The sequence below is a fragment of the Bacillus sp. 103mf genome (assembly GCF_900116295.1).
Lineage (GTDB): Bacteria > Bacillota > Bacilli > Bacillales > Bacillaceae_G > Bacillus_A > Bacillus_A bruguierae.
Genome location: NZ_FPAF01000013.1, coordinates 50,289 through 69,102, shown reverse-complemented (window position 1 = coordinate 69,102; position 18,814 = coordinate 50,289). Strand labels below are relative to the sequence as shown.

Sequence of the window (18,814 nt, the reverse complement as noted above, 5' to 3'; positions counted from 1 at the left end):
TTCACTGTCAGTGGAAAGAAGCAATCTTCACTGATGGAAGTTTCACTTTATATTTGGAGGGATTTAGAATGAAAGTAGTTGTAGCGTCTGATCATGGCGGAATGAATATTCGTAAAGAAATCGTGAGTCTATTAGAAGAATTGAACATTGAATATATTGATTTGGGTTGTGAGTGTGAGGCGGGTTCAGTAGATTATCCTGATTTTGCATTTCCAGCAGCAGAAATGGTTGCAAATGGTGAAGTAGATTGCGGTATTTTAATTTGTGGAACAGGCATTGGTATGTCAATTGCGGCAAATAAAGTACACGGCGTTCGCTGCGCATTAGTACATGATACATTTAGTGCAAAAGCAACGAGAGAACATAATGATACGAATATGTTAGCGATGGGTGAGCGTGTAATTGGAGCTGGCTTAGCACGCGATATCGCAAAAATTTGGTTAACAACGGACTATGAAGGCGGCCGTCACGAAAATCGTGTAGGAAAAATTAAAGCATACGAAGCGAAGTAATTGTATTCTAACTTCTAGTAAGAAGTAATATAATTTGTTGAACCTACCTGCGAAAGGAAGAGCGTAATGAGTGAAATATTACAATTAAAAGAGCAGTTGCAAACAGCGCTTTTTGAGTTTCAAGAGCAAGCCACGCTGCGAAATGGGAACCTTTTTGTTGTGGGCTGTAGTACGAGTGAGGTGCTTGGTGAAAGAATTGGAACATCGGGAACGATGGAAGTAGCAGAGGCAATTTTTTCTGAGTTAAAACACTTTCAAGAGCAGTGTGGCATTACCCTAGCATTTCAGTGCTGTGAACATTTAAACCGTGCTTTAGTGGTAGAAAGAGAAGTCGCAGAAAAGCATCAGTTTGAGATTGTAACTGTTACGCCTGTCAGATCAGCGGGTGGGGCTCTTGCAACATATGCATATCATAATATGAAAGCCCCTGTTATCGTAGAGTTCGTAAAAGCGGATGCAGGTATTGATATTGGAGATACATTTATCGGTATGCATTTAAAACATGTAGCTGTTCCGGTACGCACGCGAGTGAAAGAGATTGGGCATGCTCATGTAACGATGGCAAAAACGCGTCCGAAGTTAATTGGTGGAGCGCGTGCAGCATATGCAATAAAAGAGGAAACGTTTACTTGTAGTTAAGTAATAAACTTCTAATAAAAAAGGGCCAAATTTGGTCTTTTTTTCTTTTATCATGTGTGGAGTCGTGTTAGAATGTAGTTGAAAATGTGAAGATTTAAAAGAATTACAACTAGAACTTTCGTTTTTTCTTAGAAAATGAAGAGAAAATATCGGAAATAGGTGTAGTTCGTTCAGAAAAGGGGGATTTTGGTGGAGCATTTAAAACGTCAAGATGAAAAGGTGTTTGCTGCAATTGAATTAGAATTAGGAAGACAGCGTTCAAAAATCGAGCTTATTGCATCTGAAAACTTCGTAAGCGAAGCAGTAATGGAAGCGCAAGGGTCTGTATTAACGAACAAGTATGCAGAAGGGTATCCTGGGAAACGTTATTATGGTGGTTGTGAACATGTAGATATCGCCGAAGATATCGCACGTGATCGCGCAAAAGAAATTTTTGGCGCAGAGCACGTAAACGTTCAACCGCACTCTGGTGCACAGGCAAATATGGCTGTATACTTCACAATTCTAGAGCAAGGTGACACAGTGCTTGGTATGAACTTATCTCACGGCGGTCACTTAACACACGGAAGTCCTGTTAACTTTAGTGGTGTACAATATAACTTCATTGAATACGGTGTAGATCCTGATACACATCGCATTAATTATGAGGACGTATTAGAAAAAGCGAAAGAGCATAAACCAAAATTAATCGTTGCCGGTGCTAGTGCATATCCTCGTGTGATCGATTTCAAGAAATTCCGTGAAATCGCTGATGAAGTTGGTGCATATTTAATGGTAGATATGGCACATATCGCAGGACTTGTAGCAGCAGGCTTACACCCCAATCCAGTACCATATGCTGATTTTGTAACAACAACAACTCATAAAACATTACGCGGACCACGCGGCGGTATGATTTTATGTAAAGAACAATTTGCAAAGCAAATTGATAAATCCATCTTCCCTGGTATTCAAGGCGGACCGCTTATGCATGTAATCGCAGCAAAAGCAGTTGCATTTGGAGAAGCATTGCAGAGCGACTTCAAAGTATATGCACAAAACATTATTAACAATGCAAATCGTTTAGCAGAAGGTCTACAAAAAGAAGGTATTACTCTTGTTTCTGGTGGAACGGACAACCACTTAATTTTAATTGATGTTCGCAATTTAAACATTACTGGAAAAGTTGCAGAGCATGTATTAGATGAAGTTGGTATCACAGTAAACAAAAATACAATTCCATTTGATCCAGCTAGCCCATTTGTAACAAGCGGCGTTCGTATTGGAACTGCAGCTGTAACATCAAGAGGTTTCGGATTTGCTGAAATGGATGAAATCGCATCAATTATTGCGTACACATTAAAAAATCATGATAATGAAGCAGCGTTAGAAGAAGCACGCGTACGTGTAAATGCTTTAACAGATAAATTCCCAATGTATAAAGAGCTATAAGATAGAGAAAAGAGATGGTGAACATAGAGGACACCGAAAAACATACGTTTTTAATTTCATAAAAAGTATGTAAAGCTAAAAGGCAACTTTCCATTCAACCTTGAACGGAAAGTTGCCTTTCCTTTTTATTCATTAACTTATTCACCACTAACTTGTTGTTTAGTCATTGCTACTAGACATTTTGTGATTTCTTCACTAACAGATCCATTTGCATGAGAAGTTAATACAGAACTTTTAGTTTATATAGAATAAGAAGAGAAAAATAAAAAACTCATACAAATAATCTGTATATCAAAATAGTATTTGTTCGATATACAGATTATTTGTATAATATTTATAAAATAATATAATGGCAATAAATACTACTTACATTACTGATTTTAAAAGGTCTGCTACTAATGGAATTACTGCACCTAGAAATTTTAAAACTGCCATTGCGATTTGCATAAACAATCTCTCCTTTTTTCTGAATATTTAATTATTTATTTATAATTTTAGTATACTTTAGGGTAATAAACTTTACAACTTATTTTGATATGCAATATTGCATGAAAGGTAAGTTGTTGAAAGGGTTATAATAATAGGAGTTGAAAGGTTCTAACAAAGCTATATACCTTATTTCATTTCAAGGGTAAATAGTCAAAACAAAAGTCCAAGTAGATAAAAAGGGTTGTCTCATAAGTCTGTGTAACTGATTTATGGGACAACCTCTTTTTATGAGTAACAATTCAGCTGCTTTCATTTTTATAGCATGGATCAGTTAATTCTACCAATGGGATATAGAAATTAATTCCATAAGATCATGTAGTAAGAAATGATCAATAGCATGGAGGAACCAATAAGTGATGACTTGTTCTTCTCTTATTATCCAAAAAAATCTATTCTTGTCGTGATATTGCTAAGTTATTACGAGAACATTTACCGATGTCCAAACGTTTCTCGTTTTTGAGTAGACGTTCCTATATTGAGTCCATGTATCTCCTTTAGAGAAGAGAAAAAGTATGTTTTTTGTCTAAATAAGAAAGATAAATAAAAAATGACAGCTGTTTTACATCTATATTCCAAATTCACCCTTGAATATTAGAAGCGTTTTCTTTACAATCGTACATAGTGTAAAAACAGCGTGACCTCACGCATCAATATCATCTGAAGGAGCGATTCACATGGGAAAACTGTATGTTTTTGATCACCCTTTAATTCAGCATAAGATTACATATATTCGCGATAAGAATACAGGTACGAAAGAGTTTCGTGAACTAGTAGATGAAGTAGCAAGTTTGATGGCGTTTGAAATTACACGCGATCTTCCACTTGAAGAAATTGAAATTGAAACACCTGTAAGTAAAGCGAAAACAAAAGTGATTGCAGGTAAGAAGCTTGGTTTAATTCCTATTTTACGCGCAGGCTTAGGAATGGTAGATGGGATTTTAAAATTAATTCCAGCAGCAAAAGTAGGTCATATCGGTTTATACCGTGATCCAGAAACATTACAACCTGTAGAATACTATGTGAAACTTCCAACTGATGTAGAAGAACGTGATTTTATCGTACTTGATCCAATGTTAGCGACAGGCGGCTCTGCATCAGAAGCGATTACTTCCTTAAAGAAGCGCGGTGCAAAACATATTAAATTAATGTGTATTGTTGGTGCACCAGAAGGGGTAAAAGTTATTCAAGAAGACCATCCTGATGTGGATATTTACGTGGCTGCATTAGACGAAAAATTAAACGATCATGGATATGTTGTACCAGGTCTTGGAGATGCTGGCGACCGTTTATTTGGAACGAAGTAAGACAACAGACGAGAAGACACCCTTCTCGTCTGTTTTTTTATGCAACATATTATATAGTGAAATTGCATATAATATAGAAACTTCTCATTTGAGAAAGTCATATGAAATGTGAAAATTTATATATCTAGAAGGTGTAATAGTGACAAACTTGTGAACTTTTTTCTTCTATTATAAAGAGAAAAGGTCTAGAAATTAGACGTCTTTTAACATTATTTTGAAGGAGAACGTTTTCAGTTATGGGAATAAATACCTAATACTCAAATTTTTTGATTTTTTTCGATTTGACGTTGACACTGTTTAATACCCTATTGTATGCTAACAACGGGGATAGATGGTAGGGTTTTCATTGACAAATTTTCGTCTATTCTTTGACAAAAAAAATAATTTTCTCATTTAAATAGGATTTATGCAAAAAAATGAGTTATTATTAACACATTCTTAACACATAGTGAATGAGGCTTTACATATGGAGGGATGAATCCTTGGAGGGAAACAAGCGTAGTCAATTTAAGGCGTATGCTTTAATGACTGGAATTCTTTCTCAGCTCGTTGGCGCTATTTTAGTTGGAATTTTTGGCGGGCAATGGATTGATGGTAAGCTTGGAACGTTTCCATTATTTCTAGTAATCGGGTTATTACTAGGACTTGGAACAGGGGTTTATGCTATGATTCGACTCATTCGACAATTTTATTCGGGAGAGCAATGATGATAGAAGTACATGAACTTGTCCAAAGACAAAAGAAATATATGTACAACCTTCTCGCACTCTTTGTATTAGGATGGGGCTTTACCTCATACAAAGATGTCTTTCTAGGACTGATTATCGGAACGATTTTCGGTTTTCTTAGTTTGCGCATCGTTGCACACAAGACGGACAAGCTGTTAGATCGCGTTACACAAGGAGAGACAGTGAAGTATAAAGCGACCGCAGTGAGTACATATTCGAGATTAGCCGCGATAGGGCTATTAATTTTATTTGCAGCAAAATATCAACATTTAATGGCGATGTGGAGCTTAGGATTAGGATTACTGACAGGATATCTTGTCATGATCATAGATTTTCTTTATCTACAGTATAAGAGCAGGGAAGAGAGGTGAATTACTAGTGGAACACGGTAAATTAGTTGAATTTCTAGGTTTAACGTTCGACTTGTCCTCTGTTATGATGACGACTGTTGCGGCAGTAATCGTATTTATCATCGCTGTTATTGGTACCCGTCGCTTAGCTCTACGTCCAACAGGAATACAAAATTTCCTTGAATGGGTTATGGACTTCGTAAAAGGTATGATTAATAGTACGATGGATTGGCAAACAGGTGGACGCTTTTTAACGCTTGGAGTTACACTCATTATGTACATCTTTGTAGCAAACATGCTCGGTTTGCCGTTCATGATTGCGACAGCTGAAGGCGGAGAGCATATTGCATGGTGGAGATCTCCAACGTCTGACCCAGCAGTTACTCTAACTTTAGCCGTGATGGTAGTTGCCCTCACCCATTATTATGGAGTTAAAATGAAGGGTACGAAAGAATATTTAAAAGGCTATATTCAACCAATGAAATTCTTATTCCCTTTAAAGGTAATTGAGGAATTTGCGAATACATTGACGTTAGGTCTGCGTTTATTTGGTAACATTTATGCGGGTGAGATTTTATTAACGTTACTTGCTCAATTAGGAGCAAGCGGTGCGTTTGGCGCATTAGGTGCTGTTCTGCCGATGTTAGCATGGATGGGCTTCAGTATTTTCGTAGGCGCTATCCAAGCATTTATCTTTACAATGTTAACGATGGTATACATGGCTCATAAAGTAAGCCACGACCATTAATATATTTAAAGTAAGTACAAAATTTATTTTTTATTGATAAAAAGGAGGACTTTTAAAATGAGTTTAGGTGTAATCGCAGCTGCAATTGCAATTGGTTTATCTGCATTAGGTGCTGGTATTGGTAACGGTCTTATCGTATCTCGCACAGTTGAGGGTGTTGCTCGTCAACCAGAATTACGTGGTGTACTTCAAACAATCATGTTCATCGGGGTAGCGTTAGTTGAGGCGCTTCCAATCATCGGTGTAGTAATCGCGTTTATCGTATTAAACAAATAAGGGATAGCTCCCCTTACAATAAGTGGCGAAGATCGTTTTGAGACCTTCTTCGCCATTGCTTTATGAATGAAACATTACTTGTCTTTTCATTTGTTTAATTTAGATTTTTGAAGGGAGTGAATCCTTGTGCCAACTCTATTATTAGGAGCTGCTGCTGTCCCATACGGAACAGTAATTTATACAATTGTCGTTTTCCTAATTCTATTAGCATTACTTCGTAAATATGCATTTGGACCTTTAATGGGAATTATGAAGGAACGTGAAGATCATATTTCTAGCGAAATCGACGCTGCAGAAAAGAACAATGCAGAGACGAAAAAGTTAGTAGAAGAACAACGTGAAATGTTAAAACAATCACGTATTGAAGCGCAAGAATTAATCGAGAGAGCAAAAAAACAAGCAGAAGATCAAAAAGAAAGTATTATTGCTGCTGCCAAAGAGGAAGCGGTATCTATTAAAGAATCTGCTGTACAAGAAATTCAACGCGAAAAAGAGCAAGCAATTACTGCTCTTCAAGAACAGGTTGCTTCTTTATCTGTCCAAATTGCTTCTAAAGTTATGCAAAAAGAACTGAAAGAAGAAGACCAAGTTCAATTAATTCGCGATTATATTAAAGAGGTAGGAGAAGCGCGATGAGCAATGAGATTGTAGCTAAACGTTATGCTGTCGCTCTTTTTCAAATCGCAAAAGAAAAACATGTACTAGAAATGTTTGAGGAAGAACTGCGCCTTGTGCAAAGTGCTTTTGTAAGTAGTAAAGAACTACATACTTTTTTAGGGCAACCAAACATTTCAGCAGAAAAGAAAAAACAATTTCTTTCTAGCGTGTTTTCTACTGTTTCTCAGCCAATTTTAAGCACGTTATATCTTTTAATCGATAATCATCGCGAAACATTAGTACCTGAAATTGTAGATGTGTATGTTGCACTTGCCAATGAAGAGCGTAACGTAGCTGATGCAACGGTTTACTCTACTCGTTCTTTATCAGAAGATGAGAAGCTTAGCATTGCAGAAGCATTTGCAAAGAAAACAGGAAAAGATGCAATTCGCGTTCAAAATGTTGTAGATGAAGATTTACTAGGCGGTATTAAAGTACGCATTGGAAACCGCATTTACGACGGCAGTTTACAAGGAAAATTAGCACGTATTCAGCGTGAACTTATGAAGAATAGATAGGGGTGAAGCGCATGAGCATCAGAGCTGAAGAAATTAGCGCACTGATTAAGCAACAAATTGAAAACTATCAGTCTGAGATCGAAGTTAGCGATGTTGGTACAGTTATTCAAGTTGGTGACGGTATTGCACGTGCTCATGGTCTTGATAACGTTATGGCTGGTGAGCTTGTTGAGTTCGCTAACGGCGTTATGGGACTAGCACAAAACTTAGAGGAAAATAACGTAGGTATCATTATTTTAGGACCTTATACTGAAATTCGTGAAGGTGACGAAGTACGTCGTACAGGTCGCATCATGCAAGTGCCAGTAGGGGAAGAATTAATTGGTCGTGTTGTAAACCCACTAGGACAACCAGTAGACGGTTTAGGTCCAATTAACACAACAAAAACTCGTCCAATCGAAAGCCCAGCACCAGGTGTAATGGATCGTAAATCTGTTCATGAGCCACTTCAAACTGGTATTAAAGCGATTGACGCTCTTGTACCAATCGGTCGCGGACAACGTGAGTTAATCATCGGTGACCGCCAAACTGGTAAAACAGCTGTTGCACTTGATACAATCTTGAATCAAAAAGATCAAGATATGGTTTGTATCTATGTAGCAATCGGACAAAAAGAATCTACAGTTCGTAACGTAGTTGAAACATTACGTAAGCACGGTGCATTAGAGTACACAATCGTTGTAACTGCATCTGCTTCTCAACCTGCTCCATTATTATACTTAGCTGCATATGCTGGTGTAACAATGGGTGAGGAATTTATGTACAACGGCAAACACGTATTAGTTGTATATGATGACTTATCAAAACAAGCGGCTGCATACCGTGAATTGTCATTATTATTACGTCGTCCTCCAGGTCGTGAAGCGTATCCAGGGGATGTATTCTACTTACACTCCCGCTTACTAGAGCGTGCGGCGAAATTAAGTGATGCAAAAGGCGCTGGTTCTTTAACAGCATTACCTTTCATCGAAACACAAGCAGGGGACGTATCAGCTTACATCCCAACAAACGTAATCTCTATTACGGATGGACAGATCTTCTTACAATCTGATCTATTCTTCTCTGGTGTACGTCCAGCGATCGACGCAGGTACTTCTGTATCTCGTGTTGGTGGTGCGGCTCAGATTAAAGCGATGAGCAAAGTATCTGGTACACTTCGTCTTGACCTTGCATCTTATCGTGAATTAGAAGCGTTCGCTCAGTTCGGTTCTGACCTTGATAAAGCAACACAAGCGAAATTAAACCGCGGTGCACGTACAGTAGAAGTATTAAAACAAGGCTTACATAAGCCATTAAAAGTAGAGAAGCAAGTTATGATTCTTTACGCATTAACACGGGGATTCTTAGATGATATCCCAGTAGTAGATATCACTCGTTTCGAAGACGAGTTCCATGCTTGGTTAGATACAAATGCTGCTGAATTATTAACTGAAATTCGTACAACAACAAAACTTCCTGAAGACGAAAAAATGGCAACTGCTATTAACGGCTTCAAAAAAGTTTTTGTGGCGTCTGAATAATAACAAAAAGCGGAAGCAGCTCGTTCAGAAAGGGAGGAGGATGGAGCTTTTGACGTAGAGGCGTTCTTTGCCTCGCAGGAAGAAGCGAAGCCACCGACCTTTCTAGCTGCTGGAGCTAGATTATAACAAAAAGCGGAGCCGACTGTTTAGCCCCGTCGGCTAAGGTTCTTTCCCACAGAAGGTGCTTTTTACCTTCTCGTGGGGAAGGTTCTTAGACGGAAGGGGCTAGGAGGCAAAGCTAGATTAAACAAAAAGCGGAGCCGGCTCGTTAGGCCGCTCCACTTCTATATAAATAGGCGCTCTTACAAGGAGTGCTAACGGATATGAAGAGGAAAAGAGTAGGTGCACCTATTCTTTTCCTTCAATCATGAACAAGTATAACGATTAGGAAGATCGACAAAATGGAAGTCTTTCTGATCATGCCAACTTCCGGAAAAAAGGTGGTGAAAACCTGTGGCATCTTTACGCGATATAAAAGCGAAAATTAACTCGACAAAGAAAACGAGTCAAATTACGAAAGCGATGGAGATGGTATCTGCATCAAAATTAAACCGTGCAGAACAAAATGCTAAATCTTTCGTTCCGTATATGGATAAGATTCAAGAAGTAGTAGCGAGCATAGCGCAAGGTAGCGGGGTAAATCACCCAATGCTAACAGCGCGTCCTGTGAAACGAACAGGATACATCGTTATTACATCGGATCGCGGACTAGCAGGTGGATATAACAGTAACGTTTTACGTGCAGTAAGCAACGTAGTGAAAGAGCGTCACAACATGGATGCAAACCAATACGCAATTATTGTACTTGGACGTCTAGGACGTGATTACTTAAAACGTCGTGGTTTTAATATCATTGATGAAGTAATTGGATTATCTGATCAACCAGTATTCGCTGATATTAAAGATATTGCTTCAAGAGCAATTTCTATGTTTACTGATGGTGCTTATGATGAATTGTATATTTACTACAATCATTATGTAAGTAAGATCTCACAAGAAGTAACGGAGAAGAAAATTTTACCGCTTACGGATGTGGCATCTGACAAAGCAACAACTTCATATGAATTTGAACCATCTGAAGAAGATATTTTAAAAGTATTATTGCCACAATACGCAGAGAGCTTAGTGTACGGTGCATTGCTAGACGGTAAAGCAAGTGAGCACGCAGCGCGTATGACAGCAATGAAAAGTGCTACAGACAACGCAATGGAAGTTATCGATACACTTACACTTTCCTTCAACCGCGCTCGTCAGGCAGCGATTACGCAAGAAATTACGGAAATCGTCGGCGGTGCAGCAGCGTTAGAATAAAAAAGCGGAAGCGGCTCGCTCAGAATGGGAGGAGGATGGAGCTTCAGACATAGAGGCGTTCTTTGCCTCGCAGGAAGAAGCGAAGCCACCGACCATTCTAGCCACTGGAGCTGGATTGATAAAAAAGCGGAATCGATAGTCTCGATGCAAAATATAAAAAATAAAACCGACTGTTCGCAGAAAAGCCGGTTAATTTAAAGAAAGCTAGGAGGGAACCCGATGAATAAAGGGCGCGTTACGCAAATCATGGGTCCGGTTGTAGACGTTAAGTTTGACGGCGGAAAGCTACCTGAAATCTACAATGCCCTTAGAATTAAAGAAGACGCAATCGACTTAACTTTAGAAGTTGCGATTCATCTTGGTGATAATACAGTTCGTACAGTAGCAATGTCTTCTACAGACGGACTTGTTCGTGGTACAGAAGTAGAAGACACTGGTAAACCAATTTCTGTTCCAGTTGGTGATGCAACACTTGGTCGTGTATTTAACGTATTAGGTGATGCAATTGACTTAGGTGAAGAAGTAGCAGCGGATGTACGCCGTGATCCAATTCACCGCCAAGCACCTGCATTTGAAGAGTTATCTACAAAAGTAGAAATTCTTGAAACTGGTATTAAAGTAGTAGACTTATTAGCTCCTTATATTAAAGGTGGTAAAATCGGTCTATTCGGTGGTGCCGGCGTAGGTAAAACGGTATTAATCCAAGAATTAATTAACAACATCGCACAAGAGCACGGTGGTATCTCTGTATTCGCTGGTGTAGGTGAGCGTACTCGTGAAGGTAATGACTTATACCACGAAATGAGTGATTCCGGCGTAATCAAGAAAACAGCGATGGTATTCGGACAAATGAATGAGCCACCTGGAGCACGTCAACGTGTTGCGTTAACAGGTTTAACAATGGCTGAACATTTCCGTGATGAGCAAGGACAAGACGTACTTCTGTTCATCGATAATATCTTCCGTTTCACGCAAGCTGGTTCTGAAGTATCTGCCCTACTTGGTCGTATGCCATCTGCGGTAGGTTACCAACCAACACTTGCAACAGAAATGGGTCAATTACAAGAGCGTATTACATCAACAAATAAAGGGTCTATCACGTCTATCCAAGCGGTATATGTACCAGCCGATGACTACACTGACCCAGCACCAGCAACAACGTTCGCTCACTTAGATGCAACAACAAACTTAGAGCGTCGTTTAACACAAATGGGTATTTACCCAGCGGTAGATCCATTGGCATCTACATCTCGTGCACTATCTCCAGAAATCGTAGGAGAAGAGCATTATGCAGTTGCTCGTCAAATTCAGCAAACACTGCAACGTTACAAAGAGCTTCAAGATATTATCGCCATCTTAGGTATGGATGAGTTATCTGAAGAAGATAAATTAGTTGTACATCGCGCTCGTCGCGTTCAGTTCTTCTTATCACAGAACTTCCACGTAGCAGAACAGTTTACAGGTCAAAAAGGATCTTACGTACCTGTAAAAGAAACAGTTCGTGGATTTAAAGAAATTCTAGAAGGAAAACATGATGACCTTCCAGAAGACGCATTCCGTCTTGTTGGTGGTATTGAAGAAGTTGTTGAAAACGCGAAGAAAATGATGGCATAAGGCCTTAGGAGGGACGAATTATGAAGACATTTCCAGTCAGTATTGTAACTCCTGATGGACCGGTTTACGAAAACGAAGTTGAAATGGTAAGCGTAAGAGCAGAGAGCGGGGAAATGGGGATCTTAGCAGGTCACATTCCGACTGTTGCACCACTTAAAATTAGTGCAATTCGCTTAAAAAATGGTGGACATACAGATTACGTAGCAGTTAGCGGTGGCTTTATTGAAGTTCGCCCTGAGAAAGTAACAGTATTAGCACCATCTGCTGAAACAGCAAATCATATCGACGTTCATCGCGCAAACGAAGCGAAGCGCCGCGCTGAGCAACGTATGCAAGATAAACAAGCACATGTTGACTTCAAACGTGCAGAAATGGCACTTAAACGTGCGATTAACCGTTTGGATGTTTCAAATATGAAGTAAAGAAAAAAGCCGTAAAGGGATGAACCTTTGCGGCTTTTTATAATGTTCATGCTTGAATTTTCCTAAGTAAATCTAAAAACTGTTTTTTTTCCTCATGATTCAAATTGGAAAATTGTGATGCCTGAAAGTGTTCTTGATTCGGAACCACGTCATGAAATAACTTTTTTCCTTCCTCAGTCAAGGAAAGGTATTTTGTTTTCCATTCCTGCTCTCGTTTAATCAATCCTAACCTTTCCATTTTGCTTAACAGTTGTGTAATATTTCCTTTCGTAACAAAAAGCTTATTTGCTAATTCTTGTTGAGATAATTTTTCATGAGAACCGACTTGAACTAAGACGTCAAACTGGGCTACTGACAGATTCCATTTTTTTAAATGTTGATTCGATTGGCGAATACTCTGGTTGTATATTCGTGATAGACGGAACCATAACATTAAACCGAGACGTTCCTCTTGTTTAGATAATGAAGAATTGTTTATGTTTTCTTTCATCATGTCACCTAATTTTTTCTTATTTACATTGAATTTATGACTAAACTGATAGGATGTCAAGGTCTATAGTCGGTTACATACCGCCGTTTTAAGGTTTTAGATAAATTTGATTTATAACTAAATTGATAAAATATCAATATTATGTCTAGTTTCCTTTGTAAGTTTTTGTTCCTTTTCTCCAATGTATCGACATAAGAATTTGAAATTTGATATAATATCTATAATTGCATTATTTAGAAAAATTAAAAAATAATAAATGGTGCAAATGAATCATAATTTGTACTGAGTGAACTTGTTTTTATGAGGGGGAGAGGGTTTCACAATGGTAAATGTATATGAAAATAGTTATATGATTGTCATCATTTTTTTGCTATTAGGTATATTGTTGCCGGTTGTAGCACTCACCTTGGGGAAATTGCTACGTCCACATAAACCAAGTGCAGCGAAGAAAACAACATATGAAAGTGGAATTGAGCCGTTTCATGATGCAAACGTCCGCTTCCATGCCCGCTATTATATTTTTGCATTGCTTTTTGTAATTTTTGATGTGGAAACTGTGTTTTTATATCCGTGGGCGGTAGCGTATGACAAACTAGGGTTATTTGCATTAGTGGAAATGCTCATTTTTGTTATTATGCTACTCATTGGTCTTGCATATGCTTGGAAAAAGAAGGTGTTACAATGGCTATAAATTTTGAAGATATTCATCCACAGGAACGTGCTGAGTTAGAAAGAAATATATTTTTTACGACGCTTGAGCAAGTAAAAGGTTGGGCACGCAGTAATTCATTGTGGCCGATGACATTTGGATTGGCATGCTGTGCAATTGAGATGATGGGAGTCGGTTCTTCGCATTATGACTTAGATCGATTTGGTTCGTTTTTCCGTACATCCCCGCGTCAATCGGATGTCATGATTGTATCTGGAACGGTAACGAAGAAAATGGCCCCAATTGTTCGTCGTTTATATGATCAAATGCCAGAACCGAAGTGGGTCATTGCAATGGGGTCTTGTGCAACCGCGGGCGGACCGTATGTAAATTCGTATGCTGTTGTAAAAGGGGTAGATCAAATCGTACCGGTGGATGTGTACATTCCTGGTTGTCCGCCGAATCCAGCAGCTTTAATTTACGGTATTAATAAATTAAAAGAAAAAATTCGTTACGAAGCAAAGACAGGAAAGCAGGTGACGAATAAATGAGTAATCGAGATCAAAATATAGATGATATGAAAAAAGAATTAGCAAAACGTGCAAAGGAAGAGGCAAAAAAGCGACTCGCAGCACGTCAGGAAAATGAGGTTCATCATATAGAAGAAAAAGAGAAAGCGCTATCAAATGAGGATGAAGTAGATATAGTGGAAGCAAAGCGACTCGCAGCAGAGGAAGCGAAGGCAAAGGCAGCAGCAGCGGCCAAAGCAAAGGCGGCAGCGTTAGCGAAGCAGAAAGAAAAGGAGAAAGCAGCCGGGCCGGAAGATGTGGAGAAAGAGAAAGCGATCGCAGTAGCGAAGGCAAAGGCAGCAGCAGCGGCCAAAGCAAAGGTGGCGGCGTTAGCGAAGCAGAAAGAAAAGGAGAAAGCAGCCGAGCCGGAAGATGTGGAGAAAGAGAAAGCGATCGCAGTAGCGAAGGCAAAGGCAGCAGCAGCGGCCAAAGCAAAGGTGGCGGCGTTAGCGAAGCAGAAAGAAAAGGAGAAAGCAGCCGAGCCGGAAGATGTGGAGAAAGAGAAAGCGGTCGCAGCAGCGAAGGCCAAAGCAGCGGCAGCAGCAAAAGCGAAGGTAGCGGCGTTAGCGAAGCAAAAAGCATCTGAAGGTGGAAGCATAGATGCTGAGAAAGAAAAAGCAATTGCGGTCGCAAAAGCAAAAGCTGCAGCGGCAGCAAAGGCCCGGGCTGCTGGAGGAAAGAAAGAGGAAGAAGTGAAAGTAGAACAGCCTTCGCAAAATCAGCCGTATTTAGATGCGTATGTTCAGGCAGTTACAGCAAAACTTGGCGAAGGTGTGCTAGAAGATTTCTATATTAATAGGTTGTCTAAAGATGTTCCGACGCTCGTTGTGAAAGTAGAGCATTACTATGGAGTAATGGAGTTGTTACAGAAAGATCCTGAATGTGCGTTCAATTATATGTCAGAGTTGCATGCAACAGATTTTGGGGCGCATATGGAAGTGTATGTGCATTTATTTTCATACGGCAAGAAGCAATCTGTAGCGGTGAAAGTAAAACTTGACCGGGACGAGCCAAGAGTGTCTTCCATTGTACCTTTGTGGAGCGGGGCAGATTGGCCGGAGCGCGAGGCGTTTGATTTGCTTGGCGTTGTGTTTGAAGGGCATCCAAATTTAAAGCGTATTTTGATGCCAGACGATTGGATCGGCTATCCGCTGCGAAAAGATTATGAGCCTTTTGATGCGGGGGTGTAAAACATGATTCGTACAGAAGAAATGCTTTTAAATGTAGGTCCGCAGCATCCGAGTACGCACGGTGTATTTCGGCTCGTTATTAAAATTGATGGGGAAATCATTAAAGAAGCTACACCTGTCATTGGCTATTTGCACCGCGGCACGGAGAAAATTGCGGAAAGTTTGCAGTATACGCAAATTATTCCATACACAGACCGAATGGATTATTTAGCGGCCATGACAAATAATTATGTCATCTGCCACGCAGTGGAGACGATGATGGGGTTGGAAATCCCGGAGCGCGCTGAATATTTGCGCATACTTGCAATGGAACTTGGGCGCGTGGCGAGTCACCTCGTTTGGTGGGGAACCAATTTGCTTGATATTGGAGCGGTCAGTCCATTTCTATATGCATTTCGCGAACGGGAGATGATTATTAACCTACTGAATGAATTATGCGGAGCGCGTTTAACGTTTAATTATATGCGCGTTGGCGGGGTGAAATGGGATGCACCGGACGGCTGGATTGAAAAGGTGCGCGAGTTTGTACCTTATATGAGAGAGCAGTTAGAGGGGTATCACGACCTTGTGAGCGGCAATGAAATTTTCTTAAACCGCGTAAAGGGAGTCGGGATTTACTCGGCAGAAGACGCCCTGCAATATTCGTTAAGCGGAGCAAACTTGCGCTGCACGGGTGAGAAATGGGATCTTCGGAAAGATGAGCCGTACTCTATTTATGAACGTTTTGATTTTGATATTCCTGTCGGTAAGGTGGGGGATGCTTGGGATCGTTATGTTTGCCGAATGGAGGAAATTGAAGAGTCGCTGAAAATTATTGAACAAGCGGTAGAGCAGTTTCCGAAAGAAGGAGCAATCTTAGCAAAGGTGCCAAAGATTATTAAACCACCAAAAGGTGAAGCATTCGTGCGAATTGAGTCACCGCGCGGCGAGATTGGCTGTTACATTGCGAGTGATGGAAAGAAAGAGCCGTATCGCTTAAAGTTCCGCCGCCCATCTTTTTATAATCTGCAAATTTTACCGAAGCTCTTGAAAGGCGAGAATATCGCAAACTTAATTACAATTTTAGGCGGCATTGATATTGTACTTGGGGAGGTTGATGGGTGATGATACAAAACCTCTTAGAGTCACCCGCAAGCTGGACGAATTTTCTTATCTTTTTCGGATTGGCAACGTTGTTGTTGTTTGTCGTTCTTGGCTTTGTTACATATGGAATTTTAGCAGAACGAAAAGTAATGGGATTTATGCAGGGACGTATCGGACCGAACCAAGTGGGCGGTCGGTTTGGACTGCTGCAAACAGTAGCGGACGTATTAAAACTTTTGCTAAAGGAAGATACGATTCCAAAAGCAGCCGATAAACCGCTCTTCATATTAGCACCGGTCATTGCGTTTGCTCCGGCATTCATGGTACTAGCGGTCATTCCGTTTACAGATAAGTTGCAGTTTGCCGATATCGGCGTCGGCTTGCTGTATTACATTGCAGTCTCAGGGATTACAACAATTGGTGTTGTAACCGGGGGCTGGGCATCTAATAATAAATATTCGTTACTCGGCGGAATGCGCGCCGCAGCACAAATGATCTCCTATGAAATTCCACTTGTGATGAGCGTAATTGGGGTCATCCTTCTAACAGGCAGCTTAAATTTAAATGATATTGTAGAGGCGCAAGAAGGGGTTTGGTACATTTTCGTGCAGCCAATTGGTTTTATCGTCTTTTTAATCGCAGCTGTTGCGGAATTGAACCGAACGCCGTTTGATTTACCGGAAGCCGAATCGGAGCTCGTCTCTGGATATCATACGGAGTATTCGGGATTTCGCTGGGCGTTCTTTATGCTTTCTGAGTATGTGTATTTCTTCGGAATGGCATCGCTTATGACAGTACTATTTTTAGGAGGTTGGCAGCCGATTCCGTTCCTAGCGTTTATTCCAGGAGCTGTTTGGTTTGCGCTCAAATTTAGTGCAGTTGTCTTTCTATTAATTTGGTTCCGCGTGACGTTCCCGCGTATACGAGGCGATCAATTAATGGAGTTTGGCTGGAAAGTATTACTGCCGGTAGCACTTGCGAATATTTTCTTAGCGGCATTGATAAAAGAATTGTTCTTCTAATCTAAAGGGGGCAGGAGTACAATGAAGGGTTTATTTAAAGGTTTAAAGTATACACTTAGCAATTTAAGTAAGAAGAAAGTAACGTACGACTATCCAAATCAGCCACTACCACTCCCAGATCGCTTTCGCGGTATTCAAAAGTTTTATCCAGAAAAATGTATCGTGTGCAATCAATGCGCAAATATTTGTCCAACAGACTGCATTCAACTAACAGGGAAAAAACATCCAGATCCAGAGAAGAAAGGGAAAATCATTGATACGTATGATATTAACTTTGAAATTTGTATTCTTTGCGATCTTTGTACGGAAGTTTGCCCGACAGAAGCGATTGTGATGACAAATAACTTTGAGCTAGCCGAATATTCGCGTGATGATTTATTTAAAAACTTACAGTGGCTTGATGAAAATAATCAACATGTGAGAAAGGAGAATAAAGCATGAGCGGCGAGTTAGTAGCGTTTTTAGCATTAGCCCTGCTTGCGATTATGGGCGGTGTACTTATGCTGAACTTAACGAAAGTGATGCATATGATGCTCGCTCTAGTGTTTACCTTTCTTAGTATTGCTGGGCTTTATTTTATGTTATCAGCAGAATTTGTTGGGGTTGCCCAAATTTTGATTTATTCCGGTGCGATTACGATCATTATGATTTTTGGCATTATGTTAACGAAACATAATGATGAAGAAGAAGCACGTTTCGGCTTTCGTAAATTGATTGTTTTTCTTGCTGTTGTAATCTTTGGTGCGGTGATGTATTTTGCGGTGAATAATGTGGACTTTGAGAATGGACGTGTTCAAGATGGTATCGTACTTCATGAACAAAATACACGTCAGATCGGTGAATTGTTGTATTCGAAATATATAATTCCGTTTGAGTTAACATCTGTTGTATTACTTGTTGCTCTTGTTGGTGCAATTGTACTTGCGAAGAAGGACGAGAAAAAGGAGGATTCGCATGAATAGTATTCCAGCTTCTGCATACTTGACGCTTGCGATTATACTGTTTTGCATCGGCTTATTTGGAGCGTTAACGAAGCGTAATACAGTAATTGTATTAATTTGTATTGAACTTATGTTAAATGCGGCGAACTTAAATTTAGTTGCCTTTAGTAAATTAGGGATGTTTCCAAATTTAAAGGGACAAATTTTTTCATTGTTCACAATGTCCGTCGCTGCAGCAGAAGCAGCGGTGGGTTTGGCAATTTTAATTGCTCTATATAGAAACCGCGAAACGGTCAATACAGATGAAATGGATTCGTTAAAGCATTAAGATGATGACCGAAAAGGGGGGAG

At 39.9% G+C, this 18,814-nt stretch carries 23 protein-coding genes; 22 read left to right on the top strand and 1 reads right to left on the bottom strand.

Features of this window, described 5'->3' with window-relative positions; translation table 11 throughout:
• Positions 1–68 precede the first annotated feature (68 nt).
• From rpiB to BM350_RS20815, 14 genes are all read left to right on the top strand, one after another.
• Positions 69–512: a ribose 5-phosphate isomerase B gene (rpiB, locus tag BM350_RS20890; protein WP_090917926.1), complete on the top strand. Its 444-nt coding sequence runs from the start codon at positions 69–71 to the stop codon at positions 510–512.
• A gap of 66 nt (positions 513–578) precedes the next feature.
• Positions 579–1,151 carry a TIGR01440 family protein gene (locus BM350_RS20885; protein ID WP_090917925.1) on the top strand — a complete coding sequence of 191 codons (573 nt, stop codon included), beginning with the start codon at positions 579–581 and terminating at the stop codon, positions 1,149–1,151.
• 189 nt (positions 1,152–1,340) lie between these two features.
• Positions 1,341–2,582: a serine hydroxymethyltransferase gene (gene glyA, locus BM350_RS20880; protein WP_139207718.1), complete on the top strand. Its 1,242-nt coding sequence runs from the start codon at positions 1,341–1,343 to the stop codon at positions 2,580–2,582.
• 1,163 nt (positions 2,583–3,745) lie between these two features.
• Positions 3,746–4,375: a uracil phosphoribosyltransferase gene (upp, locus tag BM350_RS20875; protein ID WP_020061432.1), complete on the top strand. Its 630-nt coding sequence runs from the start codon at positions 3,746–3,748 to the stop codon at positions 4,373–4,375.
• A 482-nt stretch (positions 4,376–4,857) separates the two neighbouring features.
• On the top strand, positions 4,858–5,082 hold the full coding sequence (locus BM350_RS20870; RefSeq protein ID WP_139207717.1) for an AtpZ/AtpI family protein: 225 nt from the start codon (positions 4,858–4,860) through the stop codon (positions 5,080–5,082).
• The gene (locus BM350_RS20865) at positions 5,082–5,474 is read left to right on the top strand and encodes an ATP synthase subunit I (RefSeq protein WP_090917920.1); all 393 of its coding nucleotides are present in this window, start codon (positions 5,082–5,084) and stop codon (positions 5,472–5,474) included. Before BM350_RS20870 ends, BM350_RS20865 begins: the two co-directional genes overlap by 1 nt.
• A gap of 7 nt (positions 5,475–5,481) precedes the next feature.
• Complete coding sequence (gene atpB / locus BM350_RS20860; RefSeq protein ID WP_090917918.1) at positions 5,482–6,201, top strand: F0F1 ATP synthase subunit A; 720 nt, start codon at positions 5,482–5,484, stop codon at positions 6,199–6,201.
• Positions 6,202–6,258: 57 nt separating this feature from the next.
• Positions 6,259–6,477, top strand: a complete 219-nt coding sequence (gene atpE / locus BM350_RS20855) for a F0F1 ATP synthase subunit C (protein WP_020061436.1) — start codon at positions 6,259–6,261, stop codon at positions 6,475–6,477.
• Positions 6,478–6,603: 126 nt separating this feature from the next.
• Positions 6,604–7,113 (top strand): F0F1 ATP synthase subunit B, encoded by a 510-nt coding sequence (atpF, locus tag BM350_RS20850; protein WP_090917916.1) that lies wholly within the window; start codon positions 6,604–6,606, stop codon positions 7,111–7,113.
• Entirely contained in the window at positions 7,110–7,652 is a 543-nt protein-coding gene (locus BM350_RS20845; protein WP_090917914.1) for a F0F1 ATP synthase subunit delta, read from the top strand. Before atpF ends, BM350_RS20845 begins: the two co-directional genes overlap by 4 nt.
• A gap of 11 nt (positions 7,653–7,663) precedes the next feature.
• Positions 7,664–9,172: a F0F1 ATP synthase subunit alpha gene (gene atpA, locus BM350_RS20840; RefSeq protein WP_090917913.1), complete on the top strand. Its 1,509-nt coding sequence runs from the start codon at positions 7,664–7,666 to the stop codon at positions 9,170–9,172.
• Positions 9,173–9,625: 453 nt separating this feature from the next.
• The gene (gene atpG, locus BM350_RS20830) at positions 9,626–10,483 is read left to right on the top strand and encodes an ATP synthase F1 subunit gamma (protein ID WP_090917911.1); all 858 of its coding nucleotides are present in this window, start codon (positions 9,626–9,628) and stop codon (positions 10,481–10,483) included.
• 219 nt (positions 10,484–10,702) lie between these two features.
• On the top strand, positions 10,703–12,097 hold the full coding sequence (gene atpD, locus BM350_RS20820) for a F0F1 ATP synthase subunit beta (RefSeq protein WP_090917907.1): 1,395 nt from the start codon (positions 10,703–10,705) through the stop codon (positions 12,095–12,097).
• Between the two features lie 20 nt (positions 12,098–12,117).
• Complete coding sequence (locus BM350_RS20815) at positions 12,118–12,519, top strand: F0F1 ATP synthase subunit epsilon (protein ID WP_090917905.1); 402 nt, start codon at positions 12,118–12,120, stop codon at positions 12,517–12,519.
• 46 nt (positions 12,520–12,565) lie between these two features.
• Here BM350_RS20815 and BM350_RS20810 read toward each other — a convergent pair whose 3' ends face one another.
• Positions 12,566–13,009 carry a MarR family winged helix-turn-helix transcriptional regulator gene (locus BM350_RS20810; RefSeq protein WP_090917903.1) on the bottom strand — a complete coding sequence of 148 codons (444 nt, stop codon included), beginning with the start codon at positions 13,007–13,009 and terminating at the stop codon, positions 12,566–12,568.
• Between the two features lie 322 nt (positions 13,010–13,331).
• On the opposite strand from BM350_RS20810, the gene BM350_RS20805 reads away from it, so the two are divergent.
• The 8 genes from BM350_RS20805 to nuoK are packed head-to-tail and all read left to right on the top strand — an operon-like array spanning position 13,332 to position 18,791.
• Positions 13,332–13,700, top strand: a complete 369-nt coding sequence (locus tag BM350_RS20805) for an NADH-quinone oxidoreductase subunit A (protein ID WP_090917901.1) — start codon at positions 13,332–13,334, stop codon at positions 13,698–13,700.
• On the top strand, positions 13,691–14,209 hold the full coding sequence (gene nuoB, locus BM350_RS20800) for an NADH-quinone oxidoreductase subunit NuoB (protein ID WP_020061447.1): 519 nt from the start codon (positions 13,691–13,693) through the stop codon (positions 14,207–14,209). The genes BM350_RS20805 and nuoB overlap by 10 nt, the downstream gene beginning before the upstream one ends.
• Positions 14,206–15,417, top strand: a complete 1,212-nt coding sequence (locus BM350_RS20795) for an NADH-quinone oxidoreductase subunit C (protein ID WP_090948302.1) — start codon at positions 14,206–14,208, stop codon at positions 15,415–15,417. Before nuoB ends, BM350_RS20795 begins: the two co-directional genes overlap by 4 nt.
• A 3-nt stretch (positions 15,418–15,420) precedes the next feature.
• Entirely contained in the window at positions 15,421–16,521 is a 1,101-nt protein-coding gene (gene nuoD, locus BM350_RS20790) for an NADH-quinone oxidoreductase subunit NuoD (protein ID WP_090917804.1), read from the top strand.
• Entirely contained in the window at positions 16,521–17,522 is a 1,002-nt protein-coding gene (nuoH, locus tag BM350_RS20785; RefSeq protein ID WP_090917807.1) for an NADH-quinone oxidoreductase subunit NuoH, read from the top strand. Before nuoD ends, nuoH begins: the two co-directional genes overlap by 1 nt.
• 21 nt (positions 17,523–17,543) lie before the next feature.
• The gene (gene nuoI, locus BM350_RS20780) at positions 17,544–17,963 is read left to right on the top strand and encodes an NADH-quinone oxidoreductase subunit NuoI (protein ID WP_090917811.1); all 420 of its coding nucleotides are present in this window, start codon (positions 17,544–17,546) and stop codon (positions 17,961–17,963) included.
• Positions 17,960–18,484 carry an NADH-quinone oxidoreductase subunit J gene (locus BM350_RS20775; protein ID WP_090917813.1) on the top strand — a complete coding sequence of 175 codons (525 nt, stop codon included), beginning with the start codon at positions 17,960–17,962 and terminating at the stop codon, positions 18,482–18,484. Before nuoI ends, BM350_RS20775 begins: the two co-directional genes overlap by 4 nt.
• Entirely contained in the window at positions 18,477–18,791 is a 315-nt protein-coding gene (nuoK, locus tag BM350_RS20770) for an NADH-quinone oxidoreductase subunit NuoK (RefSeq protein WP_090917815.1), read from the top strand. Before BM350_RS20775 ends, nuoK begins: the two co-directional genes overlap by 8 nt.
• Positions 18,792–18,814 lie beyond the last annotated feature (23 nt).

Coding starts and splice junctions, on each gene's coding strand:
- nuoB (WP_020061447.1), top strand. CDS start 13,691: ATGGCTATAAATTTTGAAGATATTCATCCACAGGAACGTGCTGAGTTA.
- nuoK (WP_090917815.1), top strand. CDS start 18,477: ATGAATAGTATTCCAGCTTCTGCATACTTGACGCTTGCGATTATACTG.
- upp (WP_020061432.1), top strand. CDS start 3,746: ATGGGAAAACTGTATGTTTTTGATCACCCTTTAATTCAGCATAAGATT.
- BM350_RS20775 (WP_090917813.1), top strand. CDS start 17,960: ATGAGCGGCGAGTTAGTAGCGTTTTTAGCATTAGCCCTGCTTGCGATT.
- nuoH (WP_090917807.1), top strand. CDS start 16,521: ATGATACAAAACCTCTTAGAGTCACCCGCAAGCTGGACGAATTTTCTT.
- BM350_RS20885 (WP_090917925.1), top strand. CDS start 579: ATGAGTGAAATATTACAATTAAAAGAGCAGTTGCAAACAGCGCTTTTT.
- BM350_RS20795 (WP_090948302.1), top strand. CDS start 14,206: ATGAGTAATCGAGATCAAAATATAGATGATATGAAAAAAGAATTAGCA.
- BM350_RS20815 (WP_090917905.1), top strand. CDS start 12,118: ATGAAGACATTTCCAGTCAGTATTGTAACTCCTGATGGACCGGTTTAC.
- atpE (WP_020061436.1), top strand. CDS start 6,259: ATGAGTTTAGGTGTAATCGCAGCTGCAATTGCAATTGGTTTATCTGCA.
- atpD (WP_090917907.1), top strand. CDS start 10,703: ATGAATAAAGGGCGCGTTACGCAAATCATGGGTCCGGTTGTAGACGTT.
- nuoI (WP_090917811.1), top strand. CDS start 17,544: ATGAAGGGTTTATTTAAAGGTTTAAAGTATACACTTAGCAATTTAAGT.
- BM350_RS20865 (WP_090917920.1), top strand. CDS start 5,082: ATGATAGAAGTACATGAACTTGTCCAAAGACAAAAGAAATATATGTAC.
- BM350_RS20805 (WP_090917901.1), top strand. CDS start 13,332: ATGGTAAATGTATATGAAAATAGTTATATGATTGTCATCATTTTTTTG.
- nuoD (WP_090917804.1), top strand. CDS start 15,421: ATGATTCGTACAGAAGAAATGCTTTTAAATGTAGGTCCGCAGCATCCG.
- atpA (WP_090917913.1), top strand. CDS start 7,664: ATGAGCATCAGAGCTGAAGAAATTAGCGCACTGATTAAGCAACAAATT.
- BM350_RS20845 (WP_090917914.1), top strand. CDS start 7,110: ATGAGCAATGAGATTGTAGCTAAACGTTATGCTGTCGCTCTTTTTCAA.
- rpiB (WP_090917926.1), top strand. CDS start 69: ATGAAAGTAGTTGTAGCGTCTGATCATGGCGGAATGAATATTCGTAAA.
- BM350_RS20810 (WP_090917903.1), bottom strand. CDS start 13,009: ATGAAAGAAAACATAAACAATTCTTCATTATCTAAACAAGAGGAACGT.